This is a genomic window from Paenibacillus sp. FSL H7-0716 (genome assembly GCF_038002705.1).
Lineage (GTDB): Bacteria > Bacillota > Bacilli > Paenibacillales > Paenibacillaceae > Paenibacillus_AQ > Paenibacillus_AQ odorifer.
Window position 1 is genome coordinate 161,168 of the sequence record NZ_JBBODA010000002.1, and the last position, 26,379, is coordinate 187,546.

At 43.3% G+C, this 26,379-nt stretch carries 21 protein-coding genes; 1 reads left to right on the forward strand and 20 read right to left on the reverse strand.

The genetic code is table 11. From position 1 onward, the window contains the following. Nucleotides 1-19 precede the first annotated feature (19 nt). From MHH60_RS03620 to MHH60_RS03655, 8 genes are all read right to left on the reverse strand, one after another. Nucleotides 20-1,225: a Ger(x)C family spore germination protein gene (locus MHH60_RS03620; protein ID WP_076134733.1), complete on the reverse strand. Its 1,206-nt coding sequence runs from the start codon at nt 1,223-1,225 to the stop codon at nt 20-22. Beyond that, on the reverse strand, nt 1,222-2,733 hold the full coding sequence (locus MHH60_RS03625) for a spore germination protein (RefSeq protein ID WP_076134734.1): 1,512 nt from the start codon (nt 2,731-2,733) through the stop codon (nt 1,222-1,224). Before MHH60_RS03625 ends, MHH60_RS03620 begins: the two co-directional genes overlap by 4 nt. Nucleotides 2,734-2,891: 158 nt before the next feature. Next, on the reverse strand, nt 2,892-3,917 hold the full coding sequence (locus MHH60_RS03630) for an iron-hydroxamate ABC transporter substrate-binding protein (protein WP_256715097.1): 1,026 nt from the start codon (nt 3,915-3,917) through the stop codon (nt 2,892-2,894). 132 nt (nt 3,918-4,049) lie between these two features. After that, nucleotides 4,050-5,672: a helix-turn-helix domain-containing protein gene (locus tag MHH60_RS03635; RefSeq protein ID WP_076134735.1), complete on the reverse strand. Its 1,623-nt coding sequence runs from the start codon at nt 5,670-5,672 to the stop codon at nt 4,050-4,052. A 144-nt stretch (nt 5,673-5,816) separates the two neighbouring features. Then, on the reverse strand, nt 5,817-6,857 hold the full coding sequence (locus MHH60_RS03640) for an NAD(P)/FAD-dependent oxidoreductase (RefSeq protein ID WP_076129508.1): 1,041 nt from the start codon (nt 6,855-6,857) through the stop codon (nt 5,817-5,819). A gap of 42 nt (nt 6,858-6,899) precedes the next feature. After that, nucleotides 6,900-8,615 (reverse strand): ABC transporter ATP-binding protein, encoded by a 1,716-nt coding sequence (locus MHH60_RS03645; protein WP_076134736.1) that lies wholly within the window; start codon nt 8,613-8,615, stop codon nt 6,900-6,902. Between the two features lie 42 nt (nt 8,616-8,657). Continuing rightward, complete coding sequence (locus MHH60_RS03650; protein WP_370511172.1) at nt 8,658-9,632, reverse strand: FecCD family ABC transporter permease; 975 nt, start codon at nt 9,630-9,632, stop codon at nt 8,658-8,660. Nucleotides 9,633-9,694: 62 nt separating this feature from the next. Continuing rightward, complete coding sequence (locus MHH60_RS03655) at nt 9,695-10,753, reverse strand: FecCD family ABC transporter permease (RefSeq protein ID WP_076134738.1); 1,059 nt, start codon at nt 10,751-10,753, stop codon at nt 9,695-9,697. 213 nt (nt 10,754-10,966) lie between these two features. Here MHH60_RS03655 and MHH60_RS03660 point away from each other — a divergent pair, with 213 nt between their 5' ends. Beyond that, on the forward strand, nt 10,967-11,983 hold the full coding sequence (locus MHH60_RS03660) for an ABC transporter substrate-binding protein (RefSeq protein ID WP_076134739.1): 1,017 nt from the start codon (nt 10,967-10,969) through the stop codon (nt 11,981-11,983). A gap of 88 nt (nt 11,984-12,071) precedes the next feature. Here MHH60_RS03660 and MHH60_RS03665 read toward each other — a convergent pair whose 3' ends face one another. The 12 genes from MHH60_RS03665 to spoIIAA all read right to left on the reverse strand — a co-directional run bounded on the left by MHH60_RS03665 (nt 12,072) and on the right by spoIIAA (nt 26,242). Next, the gene (locus tag MHH60_RS03665) at nt 12,072-12,293 is read right to left on the reverse strand and encodes a hypothetical protein (RefSeq protein WP_042190339.1); all 222 of its coding nucleotides are present in this window, start codon (nt 12,291-12,293) and stop codon (nt 12,072-12,074) included. Between the two features lie 59 nt (nt 12,294-12,352). Further along, nucleotides 12,353-14,302, reverse strand: a complete 1,950-nt coding sequence (locus MHH60_RS03670) for an FtsX-like permease family protein (RefSeq protein ID WP_179088890.1) — start codon at nt 14,300-14,302, stop codon at nt 12,353-12,355. A 4-nt stretch (nt 14,303-14,306) separates the two neighbouring features. Beyond that, the gene (locus MHH60_RS03675) at nt 14,307-15,074 is read right to left on the reverse strand and encodes an ABC transporter ATP-binding protein (RefSeq protein ID WP_076134741.1); all 768 of its coding nucleotides are present in this window, start codon (nt 15,072-15,074) and stop codon (nt 14,307-14,309) included. 134 nt (nt 15,075-15,208) lie between these two features. Then, nucleotides 15,209-16,621: an MFS transporter gene (locus MHH60_RS03680; RefSeq protein ID WP_076134742.1), complete on the reverse strand. Its 1,413-nt coding sequence runs from the start codon at nt 16,619-16,621 to the stop codon at nt 15,209-15,211. 187 nt (nt 16,622-16,808) lie between these two features. Further along, nucleotides 16,809-17,825, reverse strand: a complete 1,017-nt coding sequence (locus MHH60_RS03685) for a helix-turn-helix transcriptional regulator (protein ID WP_076134743.1) — start codon at nt 17,823-17,825, stop codon at nt 16,809-16,811. 165 nt (nt 17,826-17,990) lie between these two features. Further along, nucleotides 17,991-19,094, reverse strand: a complete 1,104-nt coding sequence (cheB, locus tag MHH60_RS03690) for a chemotaxis-specific protein-glutamate methyltransferase CheB (protein ID WP_076134744.1) — start codon at nt 19,092-19,094, stop codon at nt 17,991-17,993. 41 nt (nt 19,095-19,135) lie between these two features. Beyond that, a complete protein-coding gene (locus MHH60_RS03695; protein ID WP_076134745.1) occupies nt 19,136-20,734 on the reverse strand; it encodes a methyl-accepting chemotaxis protein in 1,599 nt (532 codons plus the stop codon). 208 nt (nt 20,735-20,942) lie between these two features. After that, entirely contained in the window at nt 20,943-21,605 is a 663-nt protein-coding gene (locus MHH60_RS03700) for a response regulator transcription factor (RefSeq protein ID WP_076134746.1), read from the reverse strand. A gap of 37 nt (nt 21,606-21,642) precedes the next feature. Continuing rightward, nucleotides 21,643-24,573 carry a sensor histidine kinase gene (locus MHH60_RS03705; protein ID WP_076134747.1) on the reverse strand — a complete coding sequence of 977 codons (2,931 nt, stop codon included), beginning with the start codon at nt 24,571-24,573 and terminating at the stop codon, nt 21,643-21,645. A gap of 96 nt (nt 24,574-24,669) precedes the next feature. Beyond that, nucleotides 24,670-25,425 (reverse strand): RNA polymerase sporulation sigma factor SigF, encoded by a 756-nt coding sequence (sigF, locus tag MHH60_RS03710; RefSeq protein WP_036676059.1) that lies wholly within the window; start codon nt 25,423-25,425, stop codon nt 24,670-24,672. A gap of 11 nt (nt 25,426-25,436) precedes the next feature. Then, the gene (gene spoIIAB / locus MHH60_RS03715; protein ID WP_036676058.1) at nt 25,437-25,892 is read right to left on the reverse strand and encodes an anti-sigma F factor; all 456 of its coding nucleotides are present in this window, start codon (nt 25,890-25,892) and stop codon (nt 25,437-25,439) included. Beyond that, nucleotides 25,889-26,242, reverse strand: a complete 354-nt coding sequence (gene spoIIAA / locus MHH60_RS03720; protein ID WP_036676057.1) for an anti-sigma F factor antagonist — start codon at nt 26,240-26,242, stop codon at nt 25,889-25,891. Before spoIIAA ends, spoIIAB begins: the two co-directional genes overlap by 4 nt. Nucleotides 26,243-26,379: the final 137 nt, after the last annotated feature.

Genomic DNA, 26,379 nt, shown 5'->3' on the forward strand with positions numbered 1-26,379 from the left:
CCTTTCTCACTGAACGCTTTCATTTTTCCTTTAACAATTTCGGCTCTAATCTCATTCCAACACTGCGAATATAGGCCTCTACAGAAACGTCCATTTCCGCTTCCGCGAACACTGACTCCCAATCGTCCTTAACAGTCTCCCATGCTTTTGGATTTGTGCGCTTCAGTTCATTCCCGAAATTGAAAATATCGCATTTCATAGTTTGAGCAGCCTGTAAGGCTTGGGTTATTTCCTGTTTAGTTTTAAGAGCCACTTGTTGTTCCAACTGAACGATTACCTCTCTATCACTTAGCTCAATATAACTCTGTGCCTCACTAAGCGTCCCCTCTTCCGCAACATTTACATGAATGACGGGTACTTTATTGCGGAGTTCAATCTTAATTTTTGTTTTTGAATAATTAATGTTAACGGCTATCGAATCTTTAACCTCATTTGAATCTACATTAATACTGGTTTCATTAATCTCGTTCTGTACCCATAGTGCTCCCCGGGCAAGAGGGCCATCCAGCCATCCCTGAAGAACCCCCTTTTTCAATACGCTAAGCCCGCTCATTGTGACAAGTGCTTTTACTTTAGTTTGCTCCATCCCGGATTTTTTAGTTCCTTCTTCAGCATCTCCAAGAATTCTGGCTCCGGATATCACCACTGACCCTTCTCCACTGAGACCATTAATTAGTTCAAAAACATTGATATCCCGGCTTTCTCCATATATTCTAGCGGTATTTTTACTCTTTTTAATAATCCCAATTGCAGGCAGGCTTTCTACGGGAAGCAATAGTTTCAGAATAGAGGATGCTTCCGTATCTCTGGCTACAATAACATTCGTGTTGAGCCGCAGCTCATGGGACCTTTCAAAGATGTCAAAAATCCCATCAATACCGCTCTTCACTGTAGATTCGCCTAAAACTAATAGCTGCGTGTGTGCAAAAAACATCTGTCTTGCCGCCTTTTTTGAGGTCTTGCGAAAAGCACCAAAGATCGTACGGTCCGTAGAAGAATAAATAGTGATCGTGGGTTGTCCGGTGCTAGCTCCTGCACTTGTGGCTGTTGAGGATGGATTCACAATCTGAAAAGTAACATGATATTCCTCTTTATTCGGCACTTTATCCACACCTATACCGGTCACAATGCCTAAATTGTTTAACTCCCGACTGTTCCAGCAGCTTGTCAGCAACATTAAGCAGCATATATAAATAAATGAACGCATCATCCATCCGACCTTCATTTGCCATTCCCCGGCTTTCCATCATTCACCTTAAGTCGAGTATTATTTTTTTGGCTAACAAGACGCGGCCGAGTTTTCATATATTTCAAGGGCACACGCAAGATCGAGTCCTTCTGATTCTCAGCGATAAAAGGACCAAATGGAGACATATACGGAAAACCCAACGATTTCAAGCTGCACATATGAGCAACCAAAATAAAAGTAAAGATCGTTATTCCATAAAGCCCCATGAAGGCTGCAATAAACATAATGATGAAACGCAAGATGCGTATCGAAAGAGCCATATTAAAAGCAGGAGTAGCAAAGCTCGATATTCCTGTAAGTGAAACTACAATAACCATTGCAGGAGAGACAATACCGGCTTGTACGGCTGCCTGTCCTAACACTAAGCCCCCAATGATCGATACAGTCTGACCTATAGGAGATGGCATACGAATTCCTGCTTCACGTATAATCTCAAAGGTGAATTCCATCAGCATAGCCTCAATAAAAGCCGGAAATGGAACCCCCTCCCTTTGTGAAGCAAAATTAATAAGTAAGGCCGTTGGGATCATTTCTTGATGAAAGTTTAGAATCGCAATAAAAAGTGCAGGGCCAAATAACGAAATAACAAGGCAAATAAATCTCAATAATCGGATCAAAGTCGTAATATCATAACGCTGGTAATAATCTTCTACGGCATGTAAAAACATAAAAAAGGTTGTAGGTGCAATCAGCACAAACGGGGTCCCGTCCACAAAAATAGCAACTCGACCTTCTAAAAGATTTCCTGCAACACTGTCAGGACGTTCCGTATTATATAATGTTGGGAATGGAGAAAAGGGAGTATCTTCTAAAAATTGCTCAATGTATCCAGATTCCAGAATCCCGTCTATATCAATGCTTTGCAGCTTAGTTCTGAGCTCCTTTAAGGTATTATCATTGACGATTCCATGAATATACATAATAGATACATTCGTTTGCGTGACGTCACCTATCTTCATCGACTCCACCCAGAGATTAGGGCTTTTTATTTTCCTGCGCACCAGAGAGATATTCGTCCCAATAGATTCTGTGAAGCCTTCCTTGGAGCCACGAATGGCTACTTGAGTTGTAGCGTCCGATACCGTTCTAACCTCACCGCCGCTTGTATTCCCTCTGATAGCTTCCCTTATCCCGTTGACCCAAAGAAGGGTATCCCCAGAGAATAAAGCCTCAAAAAGCATATCCCAATCTTCAAGTGTCTGTTCTTCTCCGATCCCTCTCGCCACTTCTTTCATATACAAAAAGATATCTTCAGCGGATGTTACCACCGGGTGTTCTTCACTTAGTTTATCGAACGACATCGCATGCTCCACAAACTCGTTGACCCTCAATTTTTCTATTAATCCCTCAATATATACGGCAGCTACCTCAACCTCTGTGGTTATGGATTTAATTCTACGAATAACAATATCAGGGCTATGGCCTAGCCTTTCTTGAAGCTCTTTAAGATTATCGTCCAAAATAGTAGAGTTAAAGGGATCCATCATTAACACCTCCTACTCATACTATTTGTTCTACACCGCTTTTTTATGCAACAAATGGAATCTATAACCTCGCTTAACTTGGAATATGAATACGCAAAAGGGATGTCCATGAGCTCTATAGCTCCGCGAACATCCCCTTATACTCTTTTGAAATTAACTTATTGAAGAGACTTCAGCAACGTAACTATCTCATCCAGCTGCTTGTCCAGCGCATAAGCATCGGAGAGATAATAAGTTTTAAGATCGTAGGTGAATACATGACCCGCCTTAACAGCAGGTAGGCTTTGCCAGAAGACACTGTCCAGAATGTCCAGCTTATCCTGCTCCACGCCACGGCTGAAGCCTTGGAAGATATAATCAGCTTCACCTAAGTACTCGGGCAACGCTTCAAGTGAGAGGGAAGCCCAGCCTTCTTTAAAGGCTGCCTCTTGGACAAGATCAGGTGCATGCAGCCCCAATCCGTTGTATATAATCTCTCCACCACGCCCATATGACGAACCGTATAAATACAGCTCTTTCCCGGCAATTTCAAAGATCGCCACCTTTTTATCAGCTGCGATCAGATCAGCCAATTCCGCTTTCTTCGCTTCCAGCTTCTGATTGAAATCCGCCACCCACTTTACAGCCTGCTGCTCCTTGTTCAAGATTTTCCCGATCTCGATCAATCGTTCCTTATAATCGTATTTGCCCCAAGGAATAAAGACCGTTGGAGCAATCTTGGAGATTTGTTCATAGGTATCTTCCTGATAAGTGATAATCAAGTCCGGTTCGAGACTTGTTATTTTCTCCAGGGAGACGGTCATGTCATCGCCTACTACTTCTACACCTGTCAGCGCCTCTTTGAAATATGGATGGTTCAAGATGTCATTCCCGGCAACGGCAATGGGCGTCACGCCAAGCGTCAGAAGATCACCAATAAAGTCTTGTACCGGGATCACAACTCTTTGTGGATTGCGTGGGATCTGCACCGGGCCTTTATCGCTTTGGTATGTCCAGTACCCTGCATCAGCAGCCGGCTCCGAGCTGGCAACTACAGAATCATTATTAGTGCTTTTAGTCACTTCAGCAGACGTAGCTGGAGCATTCCCCTGATTAGCTGCTTGTCCGCATGCGCTCAACAGCAGCACCAGCGTAAGCATAACGGCTATCATGCTTGTTTTTCCTAACGATATTATTTGGTACAATGTAAATCCCCCTTGAGACTTTATATTATCATGATATTGATAATCAATATCATTTAGATCTTTGTTTAATATACCGTCTCCGCGGAAAAACATATATACACGCTAATACATCAATTTTGCTATGGACGATTGTCAGCTTAAATTATGGCTGGTTAACAAATCTGTCTGTATCTCCAATTGGCGTTCGAGTGCAAGCCCTTCGCTGCCCCAAAATTCCTCAAGCTTCAGGTAATATATGCGTTCATTCCTGAATGCTGGAAGATTGCGCCAAACCGCACTTTTACTAATCCGTTTACGTGTCCTCGACATCCAGTCCTCTTGTCCTGATACAACCACAAACATATGGTCAGCCGCGTATATTGGCAATTCCGACAGTGAGATGCATAAATGATCATTCCGCTCCAGAACATCTGACCTTACCTTGTCCGGTGGAATTAACCCCAGCATTGGATACAGATTGTACACCCCCCGGGCTGTATGATTCCAGATATAAATACTGTTATCTTGCCTAATCTCATACACCGCTACCGTTTCACCAGATTCAATTAGTGAGGACAAGCGCTGCTTGGCCAAATCTATTTTCAAATGATAGTGCCTTATCCATGCCTCTGCCCGCTCCTCTTCTCCCAGCAGTCTGCCGAATAAACGAATCTGTTCCAGGCGGTCCATTTTATCACACTCTACCGTAACTAGTGGACCCAACCTCTCCATGCATTTAAGCTGACGGGGACTCAGATAGGTTGGTGCAATGACTAAATCGGCTTCCAGCCCAGGCCATTCCGCTTCCGCCGGACATCCCTGCAACTCAAATGATCGTACATCCGCCAGTTCCGGCAGCAAAAGCAAGGAGTAATTCATCACATCTTCTTCAACCGCGATAGGCTTCACCCCCAGCGCAAGCAAATCTCCTAAAAACTGCAACGCTACTATTCGCTTCGGTTTGGGACGCAAACGGAACTCTGTCGGGGTCATCCCGGTGACTTGCTTGAATTTGCGGCTCAGATATAGTCCATCTGTATAGCCTACTTTTTGCGAAATTTCCTGTATTGTTGCTTTGCTGGACATCAAGTGTTTTTTCGCTTTATTTACTCTTAAATGAGCTACATATTCGGTGAAGCTCCAACCCGTCTGCTTGCGGAACCATACTGAGAAATAACGAGGATTGAAGCCCATCATTCGAGACATCATCTCCCGCGTAATCTCCCTTTGGAAATTCTGGTGGATATAAGAGAGCATTCTGAAATATGAACTATCCGTAATGTCTGCTTCAGCGTCAGCCTCTACGACCAGTTGATGTAGCTGATACAGCAAGGATTGAATTCTATCTGCCTGCGCTTCTAAATTTTTGGCAGCAACGTCCTCCAATTCGCTGAATAAGCGGGTTATTTTATTCGTCGTACGTATAGGTAAAATCCCATTGACCGGAAAAATTTCACGGCAAAGTCCATAGACCAATTCTTGCTCCGTGCTATTGCTTAGCCCATATACCTCATAGGAGATTGCTAGAACAGAGACGGTCTCTAATGGAGCATTAATTTGATAAGTCACACCTGCGCTTAGAAAAAGAATTTCACCATTTTTAAGAGCTATTGTCTCTCCTTCTATGGTTATTTGAATGATAGCTTCTATTGGTGTCAGGAAGAGTGGGGACTGGGCAATCTGGGGTTTATTGATGTGACCGCCGCCGCATTGGCGTTTCCCTGCCTCTTTTAACAGATAAATTCTATGAATCGGATTATTATTAGATAGCTTCATTCCTGCTCCCTCCCAGATTGCTAGACTTAATAATCCATAAAATATAAAGCAAGCGTATAAGGGTTCTCTCCGCTCGAAATGGATAAGATCCCCTATACGCTTTATATAAAGCTTCAGATTTTATGGTTTGAGAAGCCTCTATCCTTAGTGGTCGTCAACGACTCCAAGCGCTTTATTCTTCTCTTTGAACCGTTCATTGTGAGAAGATACATAAGCGACTTTGGCCGCGGTTGGGTCTATGTACAGCTTAGCGCTATTAAGCGCCAGAGCCGCATCAGTGAAAGTACCTGCGATCAAACGAACCTTGCTCGCATAATCCACAAAGTCTCCTGCTGCAAATATACCCGGAAGATTGGTTTCCAGCTTATCGGTTACATTCGCACACCACTCGCCCATATCAAGGCCCCATTCTTTTAAAGGACCAAAATCACTTTTCAGACCATGATTCACAATGACAGCATCCACTTCAAACTGCTCAGTTTCACCTGTCTCTATATGGCTGATCGTAACCTGATCTATCGTTTCACCATTACTGCTGTGTAATTGGCTTACTGCATATGGCGCACGGACATTGACTGAGGATTCCTTCATCCGCACAATGTTTTTCTCATGTCCGCCAAACTGTTCGCGGCGATGCGCAATCGTCACACTTGCAGCGATAGGTTCCAATTCATTCGCCCAATCTACTGCGGAGTTGCCTCCACCGGAGATTAGCACTCTTTTACCGCGGAACGGCTCCAGCTCTTGAACGGTATAATGAAGATTTGTCACCTCATAACGATCTGCACCTTCAATTTCAAGCTTTGCCATCTGCAGAATTCCGTAACCAATCGCCAAAATGACTGTGCGGGTCCAATGTTGTTCCCCAGTAGAAGAGGTCAAGATGTATGTTCCATCCTCTTGTCTCTCTTGATTCATAATTTGCTGACCCAGCACAATAGTAGGATCGAAGGTTTGAGCCTGCTCCTTGAGCTGACCGATTAGTTGATGACAAAGCGTTGGGGTTACGCCTCCTACATCCCAGATCATTTTTTCGGGATAAATAAGCATTCTTCCTCCGAGCTCATCCTTCGCTTCAATTAACTTTGTCTTCAAGTCTCTCATTCCACTATAAAAAGCTGTATACATCCCAGCAGGTCCGCCACCAATAATGGTTACATCGTATAATTCCAGTTGTTTATTCATCGTGTCCCTCCAAAATTATATTCTAGTGATCCCTTCAGCTACTTAAGCTCCAAACTGCGCTTCATGCAATCGGCTGTAAATTCCGGCAGTCTGCAGCAGTTCCTCATGCTTACCTTGTTCTGCGATGCCGCCTTCCGCAACGACAACAATACGGTCCGCATTTCTGATCGTCGCAAGGCGATGAGCAATAACAAGTGTTGTGCGTCCCTCAGACAACTCGGCGAGCGCCTCTTGTATAGCGGACTCCGTTTCAGTATCCAGTGCAGACGTAGCTTCGTCCAGAATGAGAATCGTCGGATTCTTCAAGAACATCCGGGCGATGGACAACCTCTGCTTCTGGCCGCCAGAAAGCTTGACGCCTCTCTCTCCGATCATGGTGTCCAGCCCGGCGGGCTGAGATTTGATCAGTTCTTCCAGCTGAGCGCGCCCCGCAGCCTCCCAAATTTCTTCATCGGAAGCTCCCAATCTGCCGTAAGCAATGTTCTCACGGATAGTTCCGTCAAACAGGAATACATCTTGTTGTACAATCCCGATATGGGAACGAAGTGATTCTAACGTCATGGAGCGAATATCTATTCCATCAATAGAGATGTTGCCTTCGCTTACATCGTAAAAGCGTGGCAGCAAGCTACAAAGTGTTGTCTTACCCGCACCGGATGGACCCACAAGCGCAACGGTCTCTCCTGCTGAAATCGATAAGTTCACATTGGTTAACACCTTTTCTTTATCACTATAAGCAAAAGCTACCTCCTGGAAGGTTATATTCCCTGACAGATGAGACACGGGCTTAGCGTCTTTTGCGTCATCAACATCTGGTTCAGTCTCCAGCAGTTCAAGATAACGTTTGAAACCAGCGATCCCTTTAGGATAGGTCTCAATGACCGAGTTAATCTGTTGCAAAGGTCCTAAGAAGACATTAGACAACATCACAAAGGCTATAAATTCACCGTAAGTCATCTGCTTCTGGATTACAAAATAGGTTCCGCACACAAGAACGAATAACGAGACCAGCTTCATGAGCACAAAGCTAAAGGATGAATTCCAAGCCATAATTCGATAGGTCATTAGCTTCGTAATACGGAAGCGTTCGTTATTAACTGCAAAGCGGGAAATTTCATGATTCTCATTAGCAAAAGCTTGCACAACACGGATCCCGCTTACATTGTTCTCTACGCGTGCGTTATAGTCAGCAATGTCCGCGAACATGATGTGGAACGCTTTGGACATTTTGCGACTGAAGTACATGGATAAATAAATCATCAGCGGGACAATTACAAAGGTCAGAATCGCTAATTGCCAATTAATGCTAAGCATGATACCGAATACACCCAGCAGCGTCATCACTGCTATGAATAAATCTTCAGGACCATGGTGGGCAATCTCACCAATGTCCATCAGATCATTTGTCATCCGTGAGACCAAATGGCCTGTCTTATTATTATCGAAGAAGTTGAAAGAGAGCTTCTGTACACGATCAAACAGCTTTTTTCTCATATCCGACTCGATATTGATCCCCAGCTTATGCCCCCAATAAGTGACGACAAAATGCATAAAGGCGCTGACGATATAGATCCCCAGCAAACCAAGGCAAGAATAGAGAATCCATTTCCAATTCCCACTTGGCAGCATATCATCCACTACCCGGTTAACGGCCAGTGGGAAGACTAGTTCCAGCAGTGCAGCAGCAATAGCACAGGAGAAGTCAAGAATAAACAATCCCTTATAGGGTCTATAGTAAGCAAAAAAACGACGCAACATTGTAAAAATTCGCTCCTTCCGGTGAGTGACCATCCTCTTTCATCAAGATTTAGTACGGGCTAGCAAATACAAAAAGTATGGCGCTCCAATTACAGCAACAACGATTCCAGTGGGGATCTCAGATGGCTGTAAGATCCAGCGTCCAATGGTATCCGCTATAATGACTAGCAGTGAGCCGAGCAGCGCTGAGGTTGGCAGCATGAGCTGATGTTTGGGTCCAACTAGCCGTCGCGCCAAATGGGGGCCGACAAGGCCGACAAAGCCAATCCCACCACTCACAGCAACACTTGCCGCAGCTAGACCAACCGCAGCCGCAAGAAGCCGGAATTGTTCTTTGGTTACAGCAGCCCCAAGTCCTACGGCTGTCTGTTCACCCAAATTAAGGACGTTCATTACCCTTGCTTTATAGATGACATACGGCACGAGAATTACGATCCACGGAAGTAAAGAAAGTACAAACTTCCAGCTTGTGCCCCAAATACTCCCCGCGAGCCAAGTAGCCACAAACTGATACTTCTCCGGATCCAGCCGAAGAGTCAGCACGATCATCGCTGCACTCATTCCAGCTGCAACCGCTACACCGGTCAGCAACAGTCGCATGGGTTTTATTCCTTCATGCCGTTTATAAGCTAAGATATAAATCAAGGCAGCAGTAATTGCCGCACCAACAAAAGCTACCATAGGCAGCAGATACACCGGAGCCGCGGTTGCCGTTGGGTAAAAAGAAATTAACAGCATAACCATAATTCCTGCGCCAGCATTAATCCCTAAGATGCCGGGGTCGGCCAAAGCATTACGAAAGACGCCCTGCATCACAGCTCCGGATACAGCCAAACCTGCGCCTATCAGAACGGAGATTACAATCCGCGGTAACCGAAATTGAAACAAGATTAATTCTTGCTTATCCGTCCCTTTACCGAATAAAGTATTAAGCAGCTCCATAGGTGTCAAACGTATGTATCCTGTATTCATACTAATAATAAAAGCAATAACAATCAGTACAGCTAAAATAATCATTATAACTAAGCCACGTTTATTTTTGGCGGCTTGGAAGGAATCGAATGAAGTTTTCTCTATCATTACAGTTCCCTCCTTTCTTTACGTGCAAGATAAAGGAAGAAAGGTACACCGATCAGTGCAATAATAGCTCCCAGCGGCGTTTCATTAGGGGGATTAATCATCCGCGCTGTTAAATCTGCAAATACTGCAAGCAGACTGCCGAGAATAGCTGAACATGGAATGATCCATCTGTAATCCACACCTACAAAAAAACGGGTCAAATGGGGAATAATTAGTCCAATGAACCCAACGGCTCCTACTACGGCAACTGATGATCCAGCCAGAATCAATACAATTAAAGTCCCTGCCAGCTTAACAAGCCCTGTGCGCTGGCCTAGCCCTTTAGCAACATCGTCACCTAGGCTGAGCATTGTGATCGACCGGGATAATACCATAGCCCCAATTAACGCCGCTCCTATCCAAGGGAACATGACTTTAAGCTGAATCCATTTCGTCCCAGCCACGCCTCCCGCATACCAGAAAGCCAAATCTTGCCCAATGTGAAAATATAAAGCTACCCCTTCACTCAGCGCTGACAGCAGTGCACTAAAAGCAGCACCTGCCAGCACCAGACGAGCAGGAGTCAGCCCTCCCTTGGCCAATGATCCGACCCCATACACAACCCCAGCCCCTACTCCGGCACCAACGAAGGAATATAGGATCAAATACATAAACGATAAATTCGGGAAAAATGCAAAACAAAGCGCCAGCGCAAATCCTGCGCCTGAGTTGATGCCCATCAAACCTGAATCTGCGAGTGGATTTCGGGTCATCCCCTGCATAATGGCACCCGCAACTGCAAAGCTGGCCCCTATCATGGCCCCGCCAAGTACACGGGGTAATCGTAATTCTCTAATAATCTGATGATCCATGATCTCCGGATCAAAGTGAAACACAGCTGCCCACACCACAGAAAGTTTAATATCAGCCGCTCCGAAGGAGACTGAAACAGCGATACCTAGTGCTAATAGTACCAGACCGCCAACCAAGATTAACGTGGCAGCCCAAGGACGAGAACGGAACTCTTGTATGGCTGACCCTTTATTAGGTCTAATCTTGGAAGATATCTGTTGATTCATGAATGCCACCCTATTTCTATGAAATTGATTCTCATTATCACTATGCTATTGTAAATGAGCCTTCCTAGGTTTGGCAATAGATAGATTTAATAGGAGGCATTTATTTTATTGCATTGACAGGAATTCTAGGATTTGATAAAGTTCAAATTGAAAATAATATTGATAATGATTCTCATTATTATTTGTTTGTACATATATATAGGGAGGTTTATCATGCTAAAAAGAAAGACCCTCTTCCCCATCCTGGCACTCATAATGTTATTATCTGTATTTGTGACAGCTTGCGGGGGAACAAACAATGCTTCATCTAATAAACCAACAGAAACAACAGAAACAACAGAAGCAACTACAGCACCGAGCACTGAGCCAACGACTGCTCCTGAGGCTTCAGCTGCTGAAATGCGTAGCTATGAAACCACTAAAGGTACTGTACAGATACCTGTAAAACCACAGCGGATTATTACAGATTATTATGGTGGGGAGTTGCTCTCCGTAGGAGCAAATGTTGTAGGTGTCGAACCTAGTACCTTTGATAATCCCTTCTTGAAAGACCTGCTCACAAACACACAAGATGTCGGTGCTCCGGTTAACGCCGAGAAAGCTCTGGAACTTACACCTGACCTGATCGTCGTTATGTACGATGATAACTACGATGCATTATCCAAAATTGCTCCAACCATTCATATTCCATACGGAACCGCTACAAATATCTATGAAACTGTTAAACTGTTCGGTGACATTGTAGGTGTGCCTGACAAAGCTGAACAATTTATTGCTGACTTTGAGAAAAAGGCTGCTGAAGGCCGCGAGAAGCTTAAAGATGTCGTAAATGAAAATGATACTTTTGGAATCTATGAGCTGACTGATAAAGGGGAGCTATGGACCTTCGGAAATAATGCTGGCCGTGGCGGACAAGCCCTTTATAACGCACTTAAGCTAAAAATGCCTACTAAGAACAGCAACGACAACCAAACGTTGCAGTTGTCCATGGAGCTATTGCCAGAATATGCAGCTGACTACATGTTCCTCACCACTTATGATCCTGACAAAAAAGGGGATAAGCTGAAAGAACTGAAGGAATCTCCAGTTTGGAACGGACTTGATGCTGCGAAGAACGATCATCTATTCTACAATGATTTTGATACCTACTACCGCTATGATCCGATTGCGATTACCGCACAGATTGATCTGTTCGTAGATATGATTCTTGAACGCAACGGTAAGAAATAAACATAGGCACATACAAAAACACCCCACTTTAGGCACTGTCTAAAGTGGGGTGTTTGGCTATACATAAGAAGCTGCTGTTAAATTTATATCATCTAGTATATTCATTATACTCATCGGTGTTATTTAATTTCTTGTACATATACTCATCATTTTTAAGCTTGTAGAGCTGCCCCATCCCCGCAAATACGAAAAACAGCACCAAAATTAATCCATACGCATAGGTGAATTCACCAATATAAAAGCAAGTGACTATCGCAACAAGGGTCAAGATCATTAATGCGACTGCAATTCTGGAAAAAATCTTTTTCAAATGGAATCCCCCCACGTTTTGTGCACCAATATTATCATATTTGGGATTAAATTGAAATCTCATTTTGTTCTATTATAGGGAATATCGAGTAGCTGAATATGGGCCAGCATATTGCGAGTGTATATTTTGGTGTATATACGATAAAAAAGGACTTGAAATAAAAGATATGCTCCGCCTACCAACAAACAAAACCACATCGGCTCCAGAGCTGTAGACATTTCAACCCTGGAAGAACTGACAACATAAAAAGAAGACAATGCAATACCTAATGCATACGGGAGAAAAAACAGCACTTTTAAAGGGCCGCCTATAATGCGAGCCACGTCCTTAGTAGTAATTCCAATCTTGTTCAGCTTCCTGAATTTGATCCTCTCACGCTCTAAATCGGTCTGAATACTGAAATGCAGCACTATCCCGGAGGCGCCGAAAAATATTAAACCAACAAATGAAATTACGAAGATTCCAAATCGGCCAGACTCCTGTAACTGTAGATAGTCACTTATTCTAGACTTCGTAGAGAATACAAGAGCCTCTTGCCGCTCATTGCCATACCAGGACTCTGTATTGTCTTTGTTATATTTGGCTAAAGCGGCATTTAACTTAGCATCTATATCCGCAGTTTTTTTCCAATCCTTAAAATTCAGGAGCTGAAGGTTACCGATCGCTTTTTTATTTTCCGCTTTCAGCGCCATATAATCCTTTTCGTTTACAATGACATGAAGACCATTCATTAGATTCGGCACAGGGTTAAATACCATGTGAAATAGGATACCTTGTGAATACAGCGTATGCTTCCCGGAAGCAAGCGTCAGGTCAAAGGTGGGCATTTCCGGTCTTTGATTCTTCCACTCTTCTCCTTGTGCAACTGTGGCCAGATTTAGAAAGTGATCTTTCTCCACATGATAATCAGAGCCGATTAATGCATTTATATTCTGGTCCAGAAATATTTTAAAATTAAACAAGTCGATATACTCCAGCTTTTGGTGTGAAAGCAGTGGCGTAGCGCCATGATCCGTGATCTCGCTTAGTATTTTTGGTGAGATGCTATTTTTTCCGAATACTTCTGAATAGGCAATATCATATGGATTGCTTGCAACCGGAATTTCCTCAGCATTCCAGGTCAAATAAAAAATAATCCCGCTTAGAGAAATCGTGATGAAGACGAGGAAGGTGATAAGAGAAAGTACTATTTTGGAGCGGCCAAGGGTATAGATCAAATTGGAACTAAACAGCAGGTGCTTGTGATATGCTCTGCTTGATCGCGATATAAAAAGTTTCATCCAGTCCCCAAGTCCTGACAGCAGCAAATAAACGCCCAGCATACTAATTCCCAGATTTATTAACATCATGCGAGCATCGGAAGGGTTGTAATGAGTGAGCATATTATAAACGGAGATTCCCAAGAACAAAACTCCGATGACCCCGGTGATTTTCCCATGAATCAGGTTGCGTTCTGCGGTTCTGGACTCTTTTAAAAGATGTAAAATGCTGTATCGCAAAGTTAATAGCAAATTGATTGCAATCACAACTATGTAAATCACCGCGAAGAATTTAATGGTATACAGATAACTATCCGGCGTCAGTATAAAAGCACTGTCCCCAATATTTACAAACAGCGAAACCATAAAGAAAAAAATACCGGAGAACACTGTCCCTGCACCTAGACCAGTGAGAATCGAGGCTAAAGCGATCATGCTATTCTCGAACAAAATGATTTTGCGGATATTGTGGCTTGTCATTCCAAGTACCATTAATAGCCCGAAGTCGCTTTTTCTAAATTTCAAAAAGGCCATTTGCGCATATACAATAAACAGAACAGCAAACACTCTTATCACCAAAAAAGGAGCATATAAATTACCCGACACCATCCCATTCACTTGATAAGGGTCATTAAAATCAGGATTACTGTACAGCGAATAAAATGTAAAAAAGATCATGACCGTAAAGCTGCTGCATAGGAAAAATAACAAATATCTTCTAAGATTCGCCTTAAATATCTGAAATGCCATTCTCCTAAAGGTCATCTTCTCCCCCTCCAATAAAGGCCAGGTTCTCCAGAATCAGATCAAAAAATGCTCTGCGCTCTTTATTCTCTCTAGCAATCTCTAGTAGAGCCTTCCCATCTTTGATAAAAAGCACGCGATTACAATAGCTGGCCGCAAAAGGATCATGTGTGACCATCACTATCGTTGCTCCTTTTAGAGCGTTGAGCTTGGCAAAGGTTGCCATCACTGTACTCGAGGATTTGGAATCCAAATTCCCCGTCGGCTCGTCCGCAAAAATCACATCTGGATGATTAATAATCGCCCTGCTGATCGCCGCCCGCTGCTGTTGCCCCCCTGAAACCATATAAGGATATTTGTCCTTCACCTCATCCAGATCAAATAGCGATAACGTCTCATCTGTCTTGGCATTGATATCCTCTACCTCTTGATCATCCAGCACCATGGGCACCATGATATTTTCCCGTAGGGTCAGACTATCCAGCAGATTGTAATCCTGAAAAACGAATCCCATACGCTGCCGGCGAAAAAGCGCAAGCTCGTTCTTGGACATCTCATTTATACTAGTCTCTGCAATTCTTACAACCCCACTATAATCCGTGTCGATTCCGCTTAGTATATTTAAAAGTGTCGTTTTCCCGCTCCCCGAGGGTCCCATAATCGCCACAAACTCGCCGCTATCCACACTAAGACTAATCCCGTTCAACGCTCGAAACCGATTCGTTTTGCCTTTGCCTTTATATTCTTTCGAGAGATTCTCTACTTGCAGTATGGACATCCTGGCACCTTCTCATTGATAGGTTTGGAGTGAGTTACATTAAATGGAATTCAATCACTCGGTATTACTATAAAGCTAAGAAGGGCGTTCGTTTGTTAGATTGCTCACAGCGCAAAAAAAGCAGGATACCTCCTCTATAATTTCCGCTCCCGCAAAAAACAAAGGCAAAGAAAACCAGTAAAAGCAAGTCCTCCGATTGCTGCTAATGAGAAGGAAAACGCCCTTACATAATCCGCCAGATCTGCTTCCAAAAGAGAATGCTTTAGCGAAGCGGAGAATAAAATACCGATTAACGCCACTCCTAACGAATTCGCAAAATACATAAAGGTCGTGATCAAGCCTGAACCCGTACCCGCGATCTTTGTGGGTACTGAACTAAGCGTGACGTTAACTAGGGGCGTAGTAGCCATTCCGAGACCGAAACCATATATCAATAATAGTAGGATATTACGAGGGTCCAGCAGCTGCGTAACGTCCACATTTAGCTCTAACATAAGCAGCAGGCTACAGCTCCCCATCATCAGCGCTCCTATCTTAAGTACACTCATCCCCCATCTTTTGACCATTCTAGACGAGATTAGGGAAGTTAGAAAAAAGCCTATCCCTATAGGCAAAAAAACCATACTTGTATCTTGAACACTATAGTGCAAACCAAATTGCATATAATAGCTCAAAATAAAAAAGAAAGAGAACATACTTAGATAAAGGACAAGAACGGTTGCCAGACCTGCGCTAAATGTTCGATCTCTGAAAATAGACAGGTCGATTAACGGTAACGCCCCTTGCTTTCCCTTTCGCTTTTCAACCCAGATAAAAGTAACTAACACGAGAAGAGCTAACATTAGACAGCCAAAAATCCACAACGGCCACCCTTGTTTTTGTCCCTCTGACAACGGATAGATCAGCAGGAACAAACCGATCAGCAGAAGGAAGCTTCCAGTCCAATCAATACTATGCGCCTGCTCAGCCCGTGTTTCAGGTACAATCGGCATTAACAGCAGGACGAGAAGTCCAAATGGCACATTGAAAAAAAATACTGTCCGCCAACCGAGATCGAACGGATTCCAATTCACAATAGTGCCTCCGAGGATGAATCCGAATGCAAATCCAAAACCAATCATAGCGCCGTAAATGCCGAAAACAAGACCTTTTTCCTTTGGCAGAAAGCTGACCTGCAGCGTAGACAGAACCTGAGGTTGAATAAGCGCCGCAGCCAATCCCTGCACAATCCGAATAACAATCAGAAGTGCCGGATCTGAGGTCAATCCGCCTAACACTGCCATGACCGTAAACCCGCTCACCCCGATCATCAACATTCGTTTTCTGCCGTATATATCCCCAAGCTTTCCGCTAATAATCAACGCCACAGCTAATCCTAACGAAAATCCGGTAACGATAAGCTGTGCTTCCGAAAAGCTTGCGTTCAAGCTATCTTGCATAGATGGAAGCGCAACTTGAATCATATAAGTATTTAATGAAATAAGTAATGTTGGCAGTAAAATAACCCCCAGCGCATACCACCGGCGTGAATCTACTAGCTGTTCCATTGTATGACCACCTTTATATCTGCAATCTATGAAATTATTATCATTTAGAGTGGTCTTTTTCTCTACCTGTTAAGGGAGGTTCCCTCCTTGATAAGGGAGCAAACACAAAAAAACCTCAAGCATGCAGAATATAAGGTTCGATTTCGAACTTTATGTTCTACCACTTGAAGCTTTAAGCTTTCTGCAATTACAAATCTTCCCACAGCCTGTTTCGTTCCAAACTCTGTTGTTCGATACGTTTTAAGTATTCGCTTGGATTGCAGCCATAATGCTTACGAAAGGTCGTCGTGAAATTGCTGACATTGCTATATCCAACCGAAACAGCTGTTTTCCCTATATTCAAACCTTCAACCTCCATATACCAGAGCGCTTTCTCCATCCTTTTTATACGTACAAGCTCGAAGATTGTCATGCCAAATAATTCGCGGAAGCCTTTTTTCAGCTTGAATTCGTTGATACCTACCCGCTTAGCCAACTCACGTATAGATAACGGTTGTTCGAAATGGATTTGCACCAATTCATGTACCCGCTTCAGATTGGTAATATCATCGTGCCGCAGCGTCATACTCTGACTAATAGAACCGTAACCATCAGACTCACCAAACAAAGCAATAAATTCTAGGGCTTTGCTCTCCATATATAAACGTCTCAATGTTCCATGATAGGTACAGTGGATCATTTCGGAGACACATTTTCGGATTGCCGCAGTATCTGGATAACGATCAATATTTCCACGATGATGTCTAAGCCAGGTTTCCATTTGCTGTGTCTCCGATAAATCTCCGGCGTAATTCAGCAGTTCACTAGGAGCTAACCGTATTTCCAGCAATTGATTGGGGACACCTGCTTTTTTCTCTTCATACACCTGAACATCCTCTAGAAAAAGGACATTGCCCATTTGTTTATCCGTGTAACTTTCCTTGCCGTTCCATTCGCAATAAATTTCTCCGCTTAGATTATAGCTTAGTTCAAACAACGGACAAGCTTCTTGAATGTAGAGCTTCATATCTTGTTCGTAAGTTATGTCCGTATACATAATCTCCATACCTGGACGAATCCGTGTACGGGTGACAGTTCCCTTACCAATATGTGAAGGAATAGTAAGCCGTTGTTCCCATTGGTTATGTTCAACATGCCCCTCTATCCGTTCTGTAAATTGATCAAAAAGATCATGAATTTCCATATTCAATATATTTAAAGTCATCGCAAACCTCTCCTTCTTCGCTCCTTGTATACGATGAGTTACATAATCTCTACTCTAGCTCCGTAAATGATAATTGTTATCACTTGAAAGTGTCAACCTGAAATACAAAAAAGCATTGGCGGATTTTATCCTGCCAACGCTTTTTCAGAAGTAAAATAAGACCGTTCAAACCGATGGAAATGCGTCCCTCCGGTATCTCAGCTCCCCCGTAACCTCCATAATCTTCGAGGCTAACAAATGCGAGGGCAGCTCGTAATCCACACAATCCAGCTTCGCAGCTGCTTCAGGCATTTCACTTTCAATAGAAGTTTCTTGCGATTCTACTAGCGTTGATTGGGCGCCAGCGTGTTTGGCAGCCAGCATCCCTTTAGCGCCATCATTTCCCATTCCGGTCATTAGGATTAAATGCTGCTGTAGACCAGTGAGTGCAGATATAGAATCAAACAGGACATCGACCGAAGGACAGTGTCCATTCACTGCAGGCTTTTTCATAAGTTTTATTCTGAGATCCTGCCCCTCCTGAGTAATGGTCATATGAGAATTACCTGGAGCGATATAGACGGTTCCCCCGAGTACCCATTGCTTGTCCTTGGCTTCCACCACCCGTACACTTGAGAACCGATTCAGTCGTTCCGCCAATGCTTTTGTGTACTTGGGCGGCATATGTTGAACAACCAGCATTGGATACGGGAAGCTCGCCGGGAGCGAGGAAATTAAGATTTCTAATGCCTTCGGCCCCCCTACTCCGCATCCAATTCCCACGATCTGCTCAATAACTTCTGTACATCCACTCTTAACGTTGTTTTGCTTCTCTTGTCGAGCTTTCACTTTGGAGATGTTTATATTGTTAAGAATAAGAGTTCTTAAAGGGATTTCAGCGGCTTTCTTAATTTTGAACAATAACTCATCTTTTATGCTGTATAGACCAGGTCCATAAGATTGAGCCGGCTTGGATATGAAATCCACTGCACCATTTTGTAGAGCAGTAATGGTTGCTGTTATTCCATCCTTTGTAGCGGAGCTCAGGATAAGTATAGGTGTTGGCCGCTGAGACATGATGCTTGTGAGTGCTACCAAACCGTTCAATTCCGGCATTTCTATATCTATAGCCACGACATCGGGCCTGAGTTTTTGAACCATGCTGATCGCTTCGGATGCATTTCGAGCTACTCCAATGACCTCGAGGGTTGAATCCTCCGAAATTAGGTTCGAGATCTGTTTACGCATGGTTACTGAAGCAGCTACAACGAGCACCTTTATTTTTTGCACTACTTCTCCTCTCCTATCAATGATAATACCCCTGACACTGTTTATTTAACTTTAAAAATAGATACCAGACTATTTAACTCTTCTGCTAGCTGAGCCAAAGCATTGGCTGTCGTTGCCGTTTCACTGCTGCTTGCCGCCATTTCTTCAGTTGCGGCGGATATGCTCTCAATCGAGAACATCACCTCAGACGATTGTGCAGCCTGTTCTTCACTGGCAGCCGCAATTTCCGTTACTTTATGAGCGGTATCATTCACCATCGTAAGGATATGTTCGAAGGCTTCTCCATTTTTTTGTGAAAAAGCTACTCCTTCTACTACGGCATTTACACTATGCTGCGTATTCTTCTGCATTTCTTTGATAATGCCCGTGATTTGTTTCGTAGCCCCACTGCTCCGCTCAGCTAACTTTCTTACTTCATTCGCAACAACGGCAAAACCCCGACCTTGTTCACCTGCGCGGGCCGCTTCTATCGCTGCGTTTAGGGCAAGCAGATTGGTCTGTTGGGCAATATCTTCAATCACCGCGATAATCTCACCAATCTTATCGGAGTCTTCCGCAAGTCTAGACATTTGTGTATCCAGTACTGCCATTCCTTGTACGGAGTTCTTAACCACGATCCCTCCATCTTGAGCGATACGCATCGTTTGATCTGAAAGCTCAGAGGCCTGTTCAGCACTCTGGGCTACTGAATTAATCGCCGCAGATAATTCTCTGAACAACTCATTCATTGTTTGTGCAGCACTAGCTTGACTCATACTTCCACTAGCTACTTCCTCTGTACTTGCTGAGATTTGCTGTGCAGCAGCTGAGACACTTTCCGCAGAAGACGAAATGCCGCTCACAGTGCGTCTTAGGTTCAGAACCATTTCATTAACAGAATAAGCTAACATTCCAATCTCGTCCTTAGATTCCAGGTTCGACGTTTCGCTTAAATCACCATTGGCCACTTTACCTAGCAGGCGCATTACTTGATTTAGAGGCCGTGCTATGATCTGCGATATTAAAAGACCCAGACCAATACTGATGAGCAGCGCAACAATAGTAACGCTAAACGTAATCAAACGAGAGGACTGATAAAGGTCATTGGCATTAACAATCGAACCTTGAGCCTGCTTCATATTGATGTCTATTAAATTTTGCAGAAAGTCAGTCAGCTCTGTTGTAGCTGTTTGCAAATCACTTACAAGCAAAAAATTTGTATATTTCTCATTACTAATATTTGTTTTATTCAATTCAATCGCCTCATCCAGGCTTGTGATATACCGTTTCCAGATCTCAGGATAATCCTTCATTATGGCTAATTCTTCAGCTCTCAACGCAGTCTTGCTATATTTACCCATGATCTCTTCAATACTTTGAACGTTTTTATGTATTTTATCTTCGTATTCTTTCTTTTCTGCCGCTGTTTTAGCCATCGTGTTTATATCACGGATATTGATTCTATTTGTTAAAAATAGTTCATTCGCTTCTCCCAGATAAGCTATAGGTGTTAAGCGATTTTCGTACATGTCCACGATAGAGCGGTCCATCTTACTCAAATTCGTAATTCCATAGAATCCTACAAAGCACAATATTGCGGATACTAACAGAAATGCGGAGATTAACTTCACTGCTGTTCTTAAATTATAAAACCACTTCATTTTCCTCAGCCCCTCATTGGCGTTAGTCATTTTTTAGTAATTCTTAGGAACTATTTCATCATATACGGTAAGCAGATTAAGGTAACCGAAAAAAAATAGCGCGACCACGCAAAAATATTGCGTCATCCCGCAAAAAAAGCGCAGACCAAAAAATCCCGCCTCACAGAACCGTGAACGGGATTTTGATCTATTTGTTTGTTACGAATTTTCATAGTGAATTGTTGAAATCGGACTCCTTCAATATGCCCAGTCGTTTAGCTTTTATTGCCGCTTCAATTCTTGATTTCACATTTAGCTTCTGGAACAGACTCGTTAAACTGTATTCCAGCGATCGTTGACTCATAAGTACAATCTCTGCTATTTCCTTGTTGCTTTTTCCTTTTGCAATCTCTGTCAGCATTTCATGCTCTTTTTTGCTTATCTTCGGGTTTGCTTGGTCAATATTAATCTCCATTCCTTTAGGTGATACTTTTCTTAACTGTTTAACTAGGGTATGAGGCAAAATGACATCTCCCCTTAAAGCACAACGCACTGCTGCAACCAACTGCTCTCTATTGGTCGTTTTTGAAATAAACCCAAACAGACCCGATTCGATCATCAAGTTGAATTTGTTTGTAATTTCGTATCCGGTGTAGATTAAGATAATCGCGTCTGCGTTTATTTTTAAGACTTCCTTCGCCAAATCAATCCCATTCCCATCAGCGATATGAAGATCAAACAACATCACGTCAAACGTATGGCTACCCACCAAATTAAGTGCCTCATGAGCTGAATTGGCCAGCGTAACCTTTATATCTCCCTCTTGTTCCAGTATCATCTTAGTCCCTTCCATGACAGAGGGATGGTCGTCCACTAACAAAATTTGAATCATGCCTAATACACCCCTATCCCCTTATTATGCCCCATGATTAATCTGCAGGTATGGATATAAAGACAGCTAATCCCTTATTCTCTGGCGAAAGAAATCGTATGGTCCCATCCATACTGCGAACCCTTTCTTTCATCCCATAAATCCCCATGCTCTTAAGAGAATCCTCTCCTAAAAGGTTCATTCCAATTCCGTTATCTTCATAATCCAAAAGCACCTGCTGCCCTTCGCTAGCTAAGGAGATACGTACTTCTGTGGCACAAGAATGTTTAGCTGCGTTAGCCAAAAGTTCCTGCACAATACGGTACAGACCTATTAGAATCTCGTCTTTTAACTTATGCTTGAAAGCTGTTGACTCAAAATAAATCTGATAGTCGTTCCGCAGCTGAGCAAATTCAAACAACGTCTCAAGTGAGGAAGCAAGTCCCTCATTGATTAATGCTGGTGGCCTAAGCTCATTGCAGATAATCCGCAGTTCATAGATAACATCGAGTAAACCTTCTGTGATCTGTTCTAGCTGTTCCTTTAGTTCCCCTGTAACGGATTTATCACTTAAAAAATTATCAAGCTTACGATACCAGATGATCTGTTCTTGAAGTGCTGAATCATGTAAATCTTGAGCAAGACGTTTGCGTTCATTCTCGGATAAATTAAACATAAAGCGCAGCAACCATGTCGGAGCTTGCTCGGAAGCCGCTAATTCAAGGTCCTTAGTTAGATCTTCTATGAGCAAAAAATTATCAAATAACACACTAACATAACGGGTAATCGTCTTCAGCCACACTCGAACAGAACTTATTTCTAATAAAATAGACTTCTCATTAATGGATAGAATATAGCTTTTTCTTCGGAACTCTCCGATCTTAAGTGAATAGCCCCGCTCGGTCTCAATAATCTCGCATATTTTATCATGGTTATCTTCAACTTCAACCATACAAATATTGGTAACCCGTAAGACCTCTCTAACTTCTTTCAGTAATCGTTGTTCCATGTGACTGATCTTCATCGCACCAAACAAATCTTGCGAGAATTGATCAAGACTCATCTGTAAGTTGAAATACCTTTCCTCGCTGTTCCGAATGATCTGCTCTGTGAGCTGTCTTTCCACCTCAATTTTTTTCCGATCACTGATATCCCTAAAGATAGAGATACATGCAACCTTACCCCTATATAGAATTGAGCTAGCTGTTACTTCTACATCGATAATAGATCCATCTGACCGCACGACCTTTTGTTCAATAGGAGCTAATATCCGATTGGGTCCATAATAGATTTCACGCATCCGATCTCTAGCCAGCGTTATATAGTCCGGGTGGGCCCAATTAAAAATAGAGGTGCCAATCAATTGATCCTCACTGCAAACTCCAAACAATCCTAAACAGGAAAAATTCACATAAAGGAATTTATATTCACTATGGAGTACTACCGCTTCAGGTGACATATCAATAAGCAGCCGATTGAGTTCCTCGCTTTCTCTAAGTTCACTCTCCATCTGGACCCTTTTTGTAATGTCTCTCGCTACAATCACAATACTAACTACTTCTCCATCCTCACCAAGAACAGGTGTACCCAAGCATTCCAGATCTATAATGTGACCTTTGATGTGAATAAACCGATTGTAAAACATCTTACATACTTTTGTCCGAAAAATATCCAAGATCTGTTCCCGCAACACTTCTTGTTCATCAGGATGTATATACTCCAAAATGGTTGTGTTCTTTATTGAACCTACAGGAAGACCAATAATTTTCTCACAAGAGGACGAAGCAATAATGAAGTTCCCTTGCTGATCCAGAACCCCAATCATATCCTCCATATTCTCTGTAATAAGCCTGTACTCCGCCTCCCGCTGAGCCAGCCGCTTTTCTACCTCCACAGATGCAGTGATATCTCTTGCGATAACAAAGGTACCCACAATTTGATTGTTTTCATGTACAGGGATGTTTTTCATCGACCAATGGTTAACTAATCCATTCTCGCGGACAGAAGTAACCGTGTAATGCTGCAGAACTCCGCCAACCGTTTTCTCAAAATAATCAGACATCATATGCGAATTCTCTGCACCAAATAAATTCACAATGGATAAGTTTTCTCCGAATCTATTAAAAGCTTCTCCAGTAATTTGCTCTGCCGCTGGATTGATAGCGACAATGCTGCCCTGCAGATCCAATTCACACACGATATCTGGGTTATGTTCAAACAGGGATTTATACCGCTGCTCGCTTTTTAATAGAACCTCTTGCATCTGCTTTTTTTCCGTATGATCGATTAAGATCCCATTGAGCCGTACCACTGCCCCTGTCTCATCCATACTGGGAATGATCCTGACTTGGACCCATCGGAGTTCACCGCTGGCATGGATGATCCGATATTCACTGAGATTGCTTATTCCTTGCCCCACTGTAGTTATAATCTCTTGAATTAAAGGCTGCTCTTCTTTAGGAGCAATTCTTAGCCAAAAGTCATCTTCCTTCGCCTGTTCTGGTGAATATCCCGTGATATTGAAAATGGCATCCGATATGAATAATATTTTCCGTGATACGTAGTCGTATGACCAAATCGCCACATCGATCGTAGCAAACATCTGCTGATATAGAGAAAAGCTACTCTCTAACTGGGCTTGAGCATTTTTTTGTTCCGTGATATCTATGATGACGCCATCTATTCGACAAACCTTATGCTCTTGATTAAAAACGGGCGTGCCTATACTTTGAACCCACTTCAGCGCTTTTGCAGGTAACTGCATACGATACTCAAGATTACATAGGTGACCAGAGTATAATTTATCTATATACGCATCAAACCGTTCAAGATCCTCACTGTACACATATTCACGTAAAAAATTGGGGTTATGCGGTAAAGCATGATCTGAACAGTCCACCCATTTCTCCAAAACATTCGACATTGTCAGCAAATTCGCTTCCATGTCAATAGACCATGAGGTCATATCCTTGTCACCAAGTGAATGCATATTGAGATTCCCTCCACATAAAAAGCCCCCCCTTTTCGGGGCGGCTTTTTCTTCCTATTCGCTATTTCACAAGCGTCTTTACATTTTAGCCATTATCTACTGAGCAATCTGCTCGCGGATATTCTGCAATATTTTCTTCTCCAGCCGGGATACCTGTACTTGAGAAATCCCAAGGCGACTGGCAACCTCTGACTGCGTTTGGTCACGGTAATATCGAAGATAAACAATCAGCCGTTCACGCTCACTGAGACCTCCGATAGCCTCATTCAGTGCCAGCTTATCAAACCAGCGTTCCTGTGATTCATCAGCGATTTGATCAATCAGTGTGATCGGGTCGCCATCATTCTCGAACACCGTCTCATGAATCGAGGTCGGTGGCTTGTTAGCTTCCTGAGCAAATACCACTTCTTCAGGGGTAACTCCCAGTGCCTCAGCAACTTCACCGATGGTAGGCAGACGGTCCAGCGTCTTAGACATTTCATCCTTCATCTTGCGGACCTTATTAGCCATCTCCTTAAGCGAACGGCTAACTTTCAAGGTTCCATCGTCGCGAAGGAAACGCTGAATCTCGCCAATGATCATCGGCACGGCATAAGTGGAGAATTTGACCTCATAGCTGAGGTCGAACTTATCAACGGACTTCAAGAGCCCGATGCAACCGATCTGGAACAAATCGTCAGGTTCATACCCGCGGTTCATAAACCGCTGCACTACCGACCAGACCAACCGGATATTGCAGCTAACTAGTGTGTCTCGGGCAAGATTATCTCCGGCCTGACTGAGCGCGATAAGACGTTTGACCTCCGCATCGTCCAAATAGGTCGGCGGAGCTTTTTTTGACTCTGCATCCATGGCTCCAACCCCTAATTGTATAAAGCTTTTTTCGAAACGATGGTTTTCTTCATTGAGATCGAAGTGCCGTGTCCCGGTTCACTAGTGACTTCAAATTCATCCATGAAATTCTCCATAATGGTAAAGCCCATGCCCGACCGCTCCAGCTCTGGCTTTGAGGTATATAACGGCTGTTGTGCCAGCTCCAAATCCTCAATGCCCCGTCCCTGATCCTCAATGGTTAAATGTACCGTTTCGTTGTCCAGCGAAGCTGAAATAGTCACAATACCTTCCGGATCACTATCATACCCATGAATAATACAATTGGTGACCGCCTCCGACACGACTGTCTTCAGATCATTCAGCTCGTCCATTGTAGGATCAAGCCTAGAAACGAACGCCGCTACAACTACACGTGCGAATGATTCGTTCTCCGAGAGTGCAGCGAACTGCACGTTCATGAAGTTACCAGCCTTACCATTTGTCATAACGCAACCTCCAAATCCGAGAGTGCAGTGCTCTCGTCGTCATATAGGGGCATGATCTTGAACAGGCCTGACATTTCCAGAAGTCGCTTCACAGGTGCCGTTGCATCACACACCACCATTTTGCCGCCTTTACTATGGATCAGTTTATACCTTCCCAGAATAACGCCGAGACCCGAACTGTCCATAAACTGCAGATGCTTAAGACTAAGGATCAAATGCGATACCTGACCCCGCATAATCGCTTCATCCATATCCATTCTTACAAAATCGGCGGCATGATGATCGAGTTCCCCAGATAAACGGACAATCAGCACACCCCTGTGATGCTCCATTTCCACATTAGAATTCATGCTTGCCACTCTCCTCTTCGTTGCTTTGAAAACTTGGCCTTAAGAGACAGTACCCATTCTCTTCAAGGACAAGGTTTCTACGTGGCAAATCAGGAATCCTGCCTCACGACAAAACTAGAAGAAAACCCCTATGAATC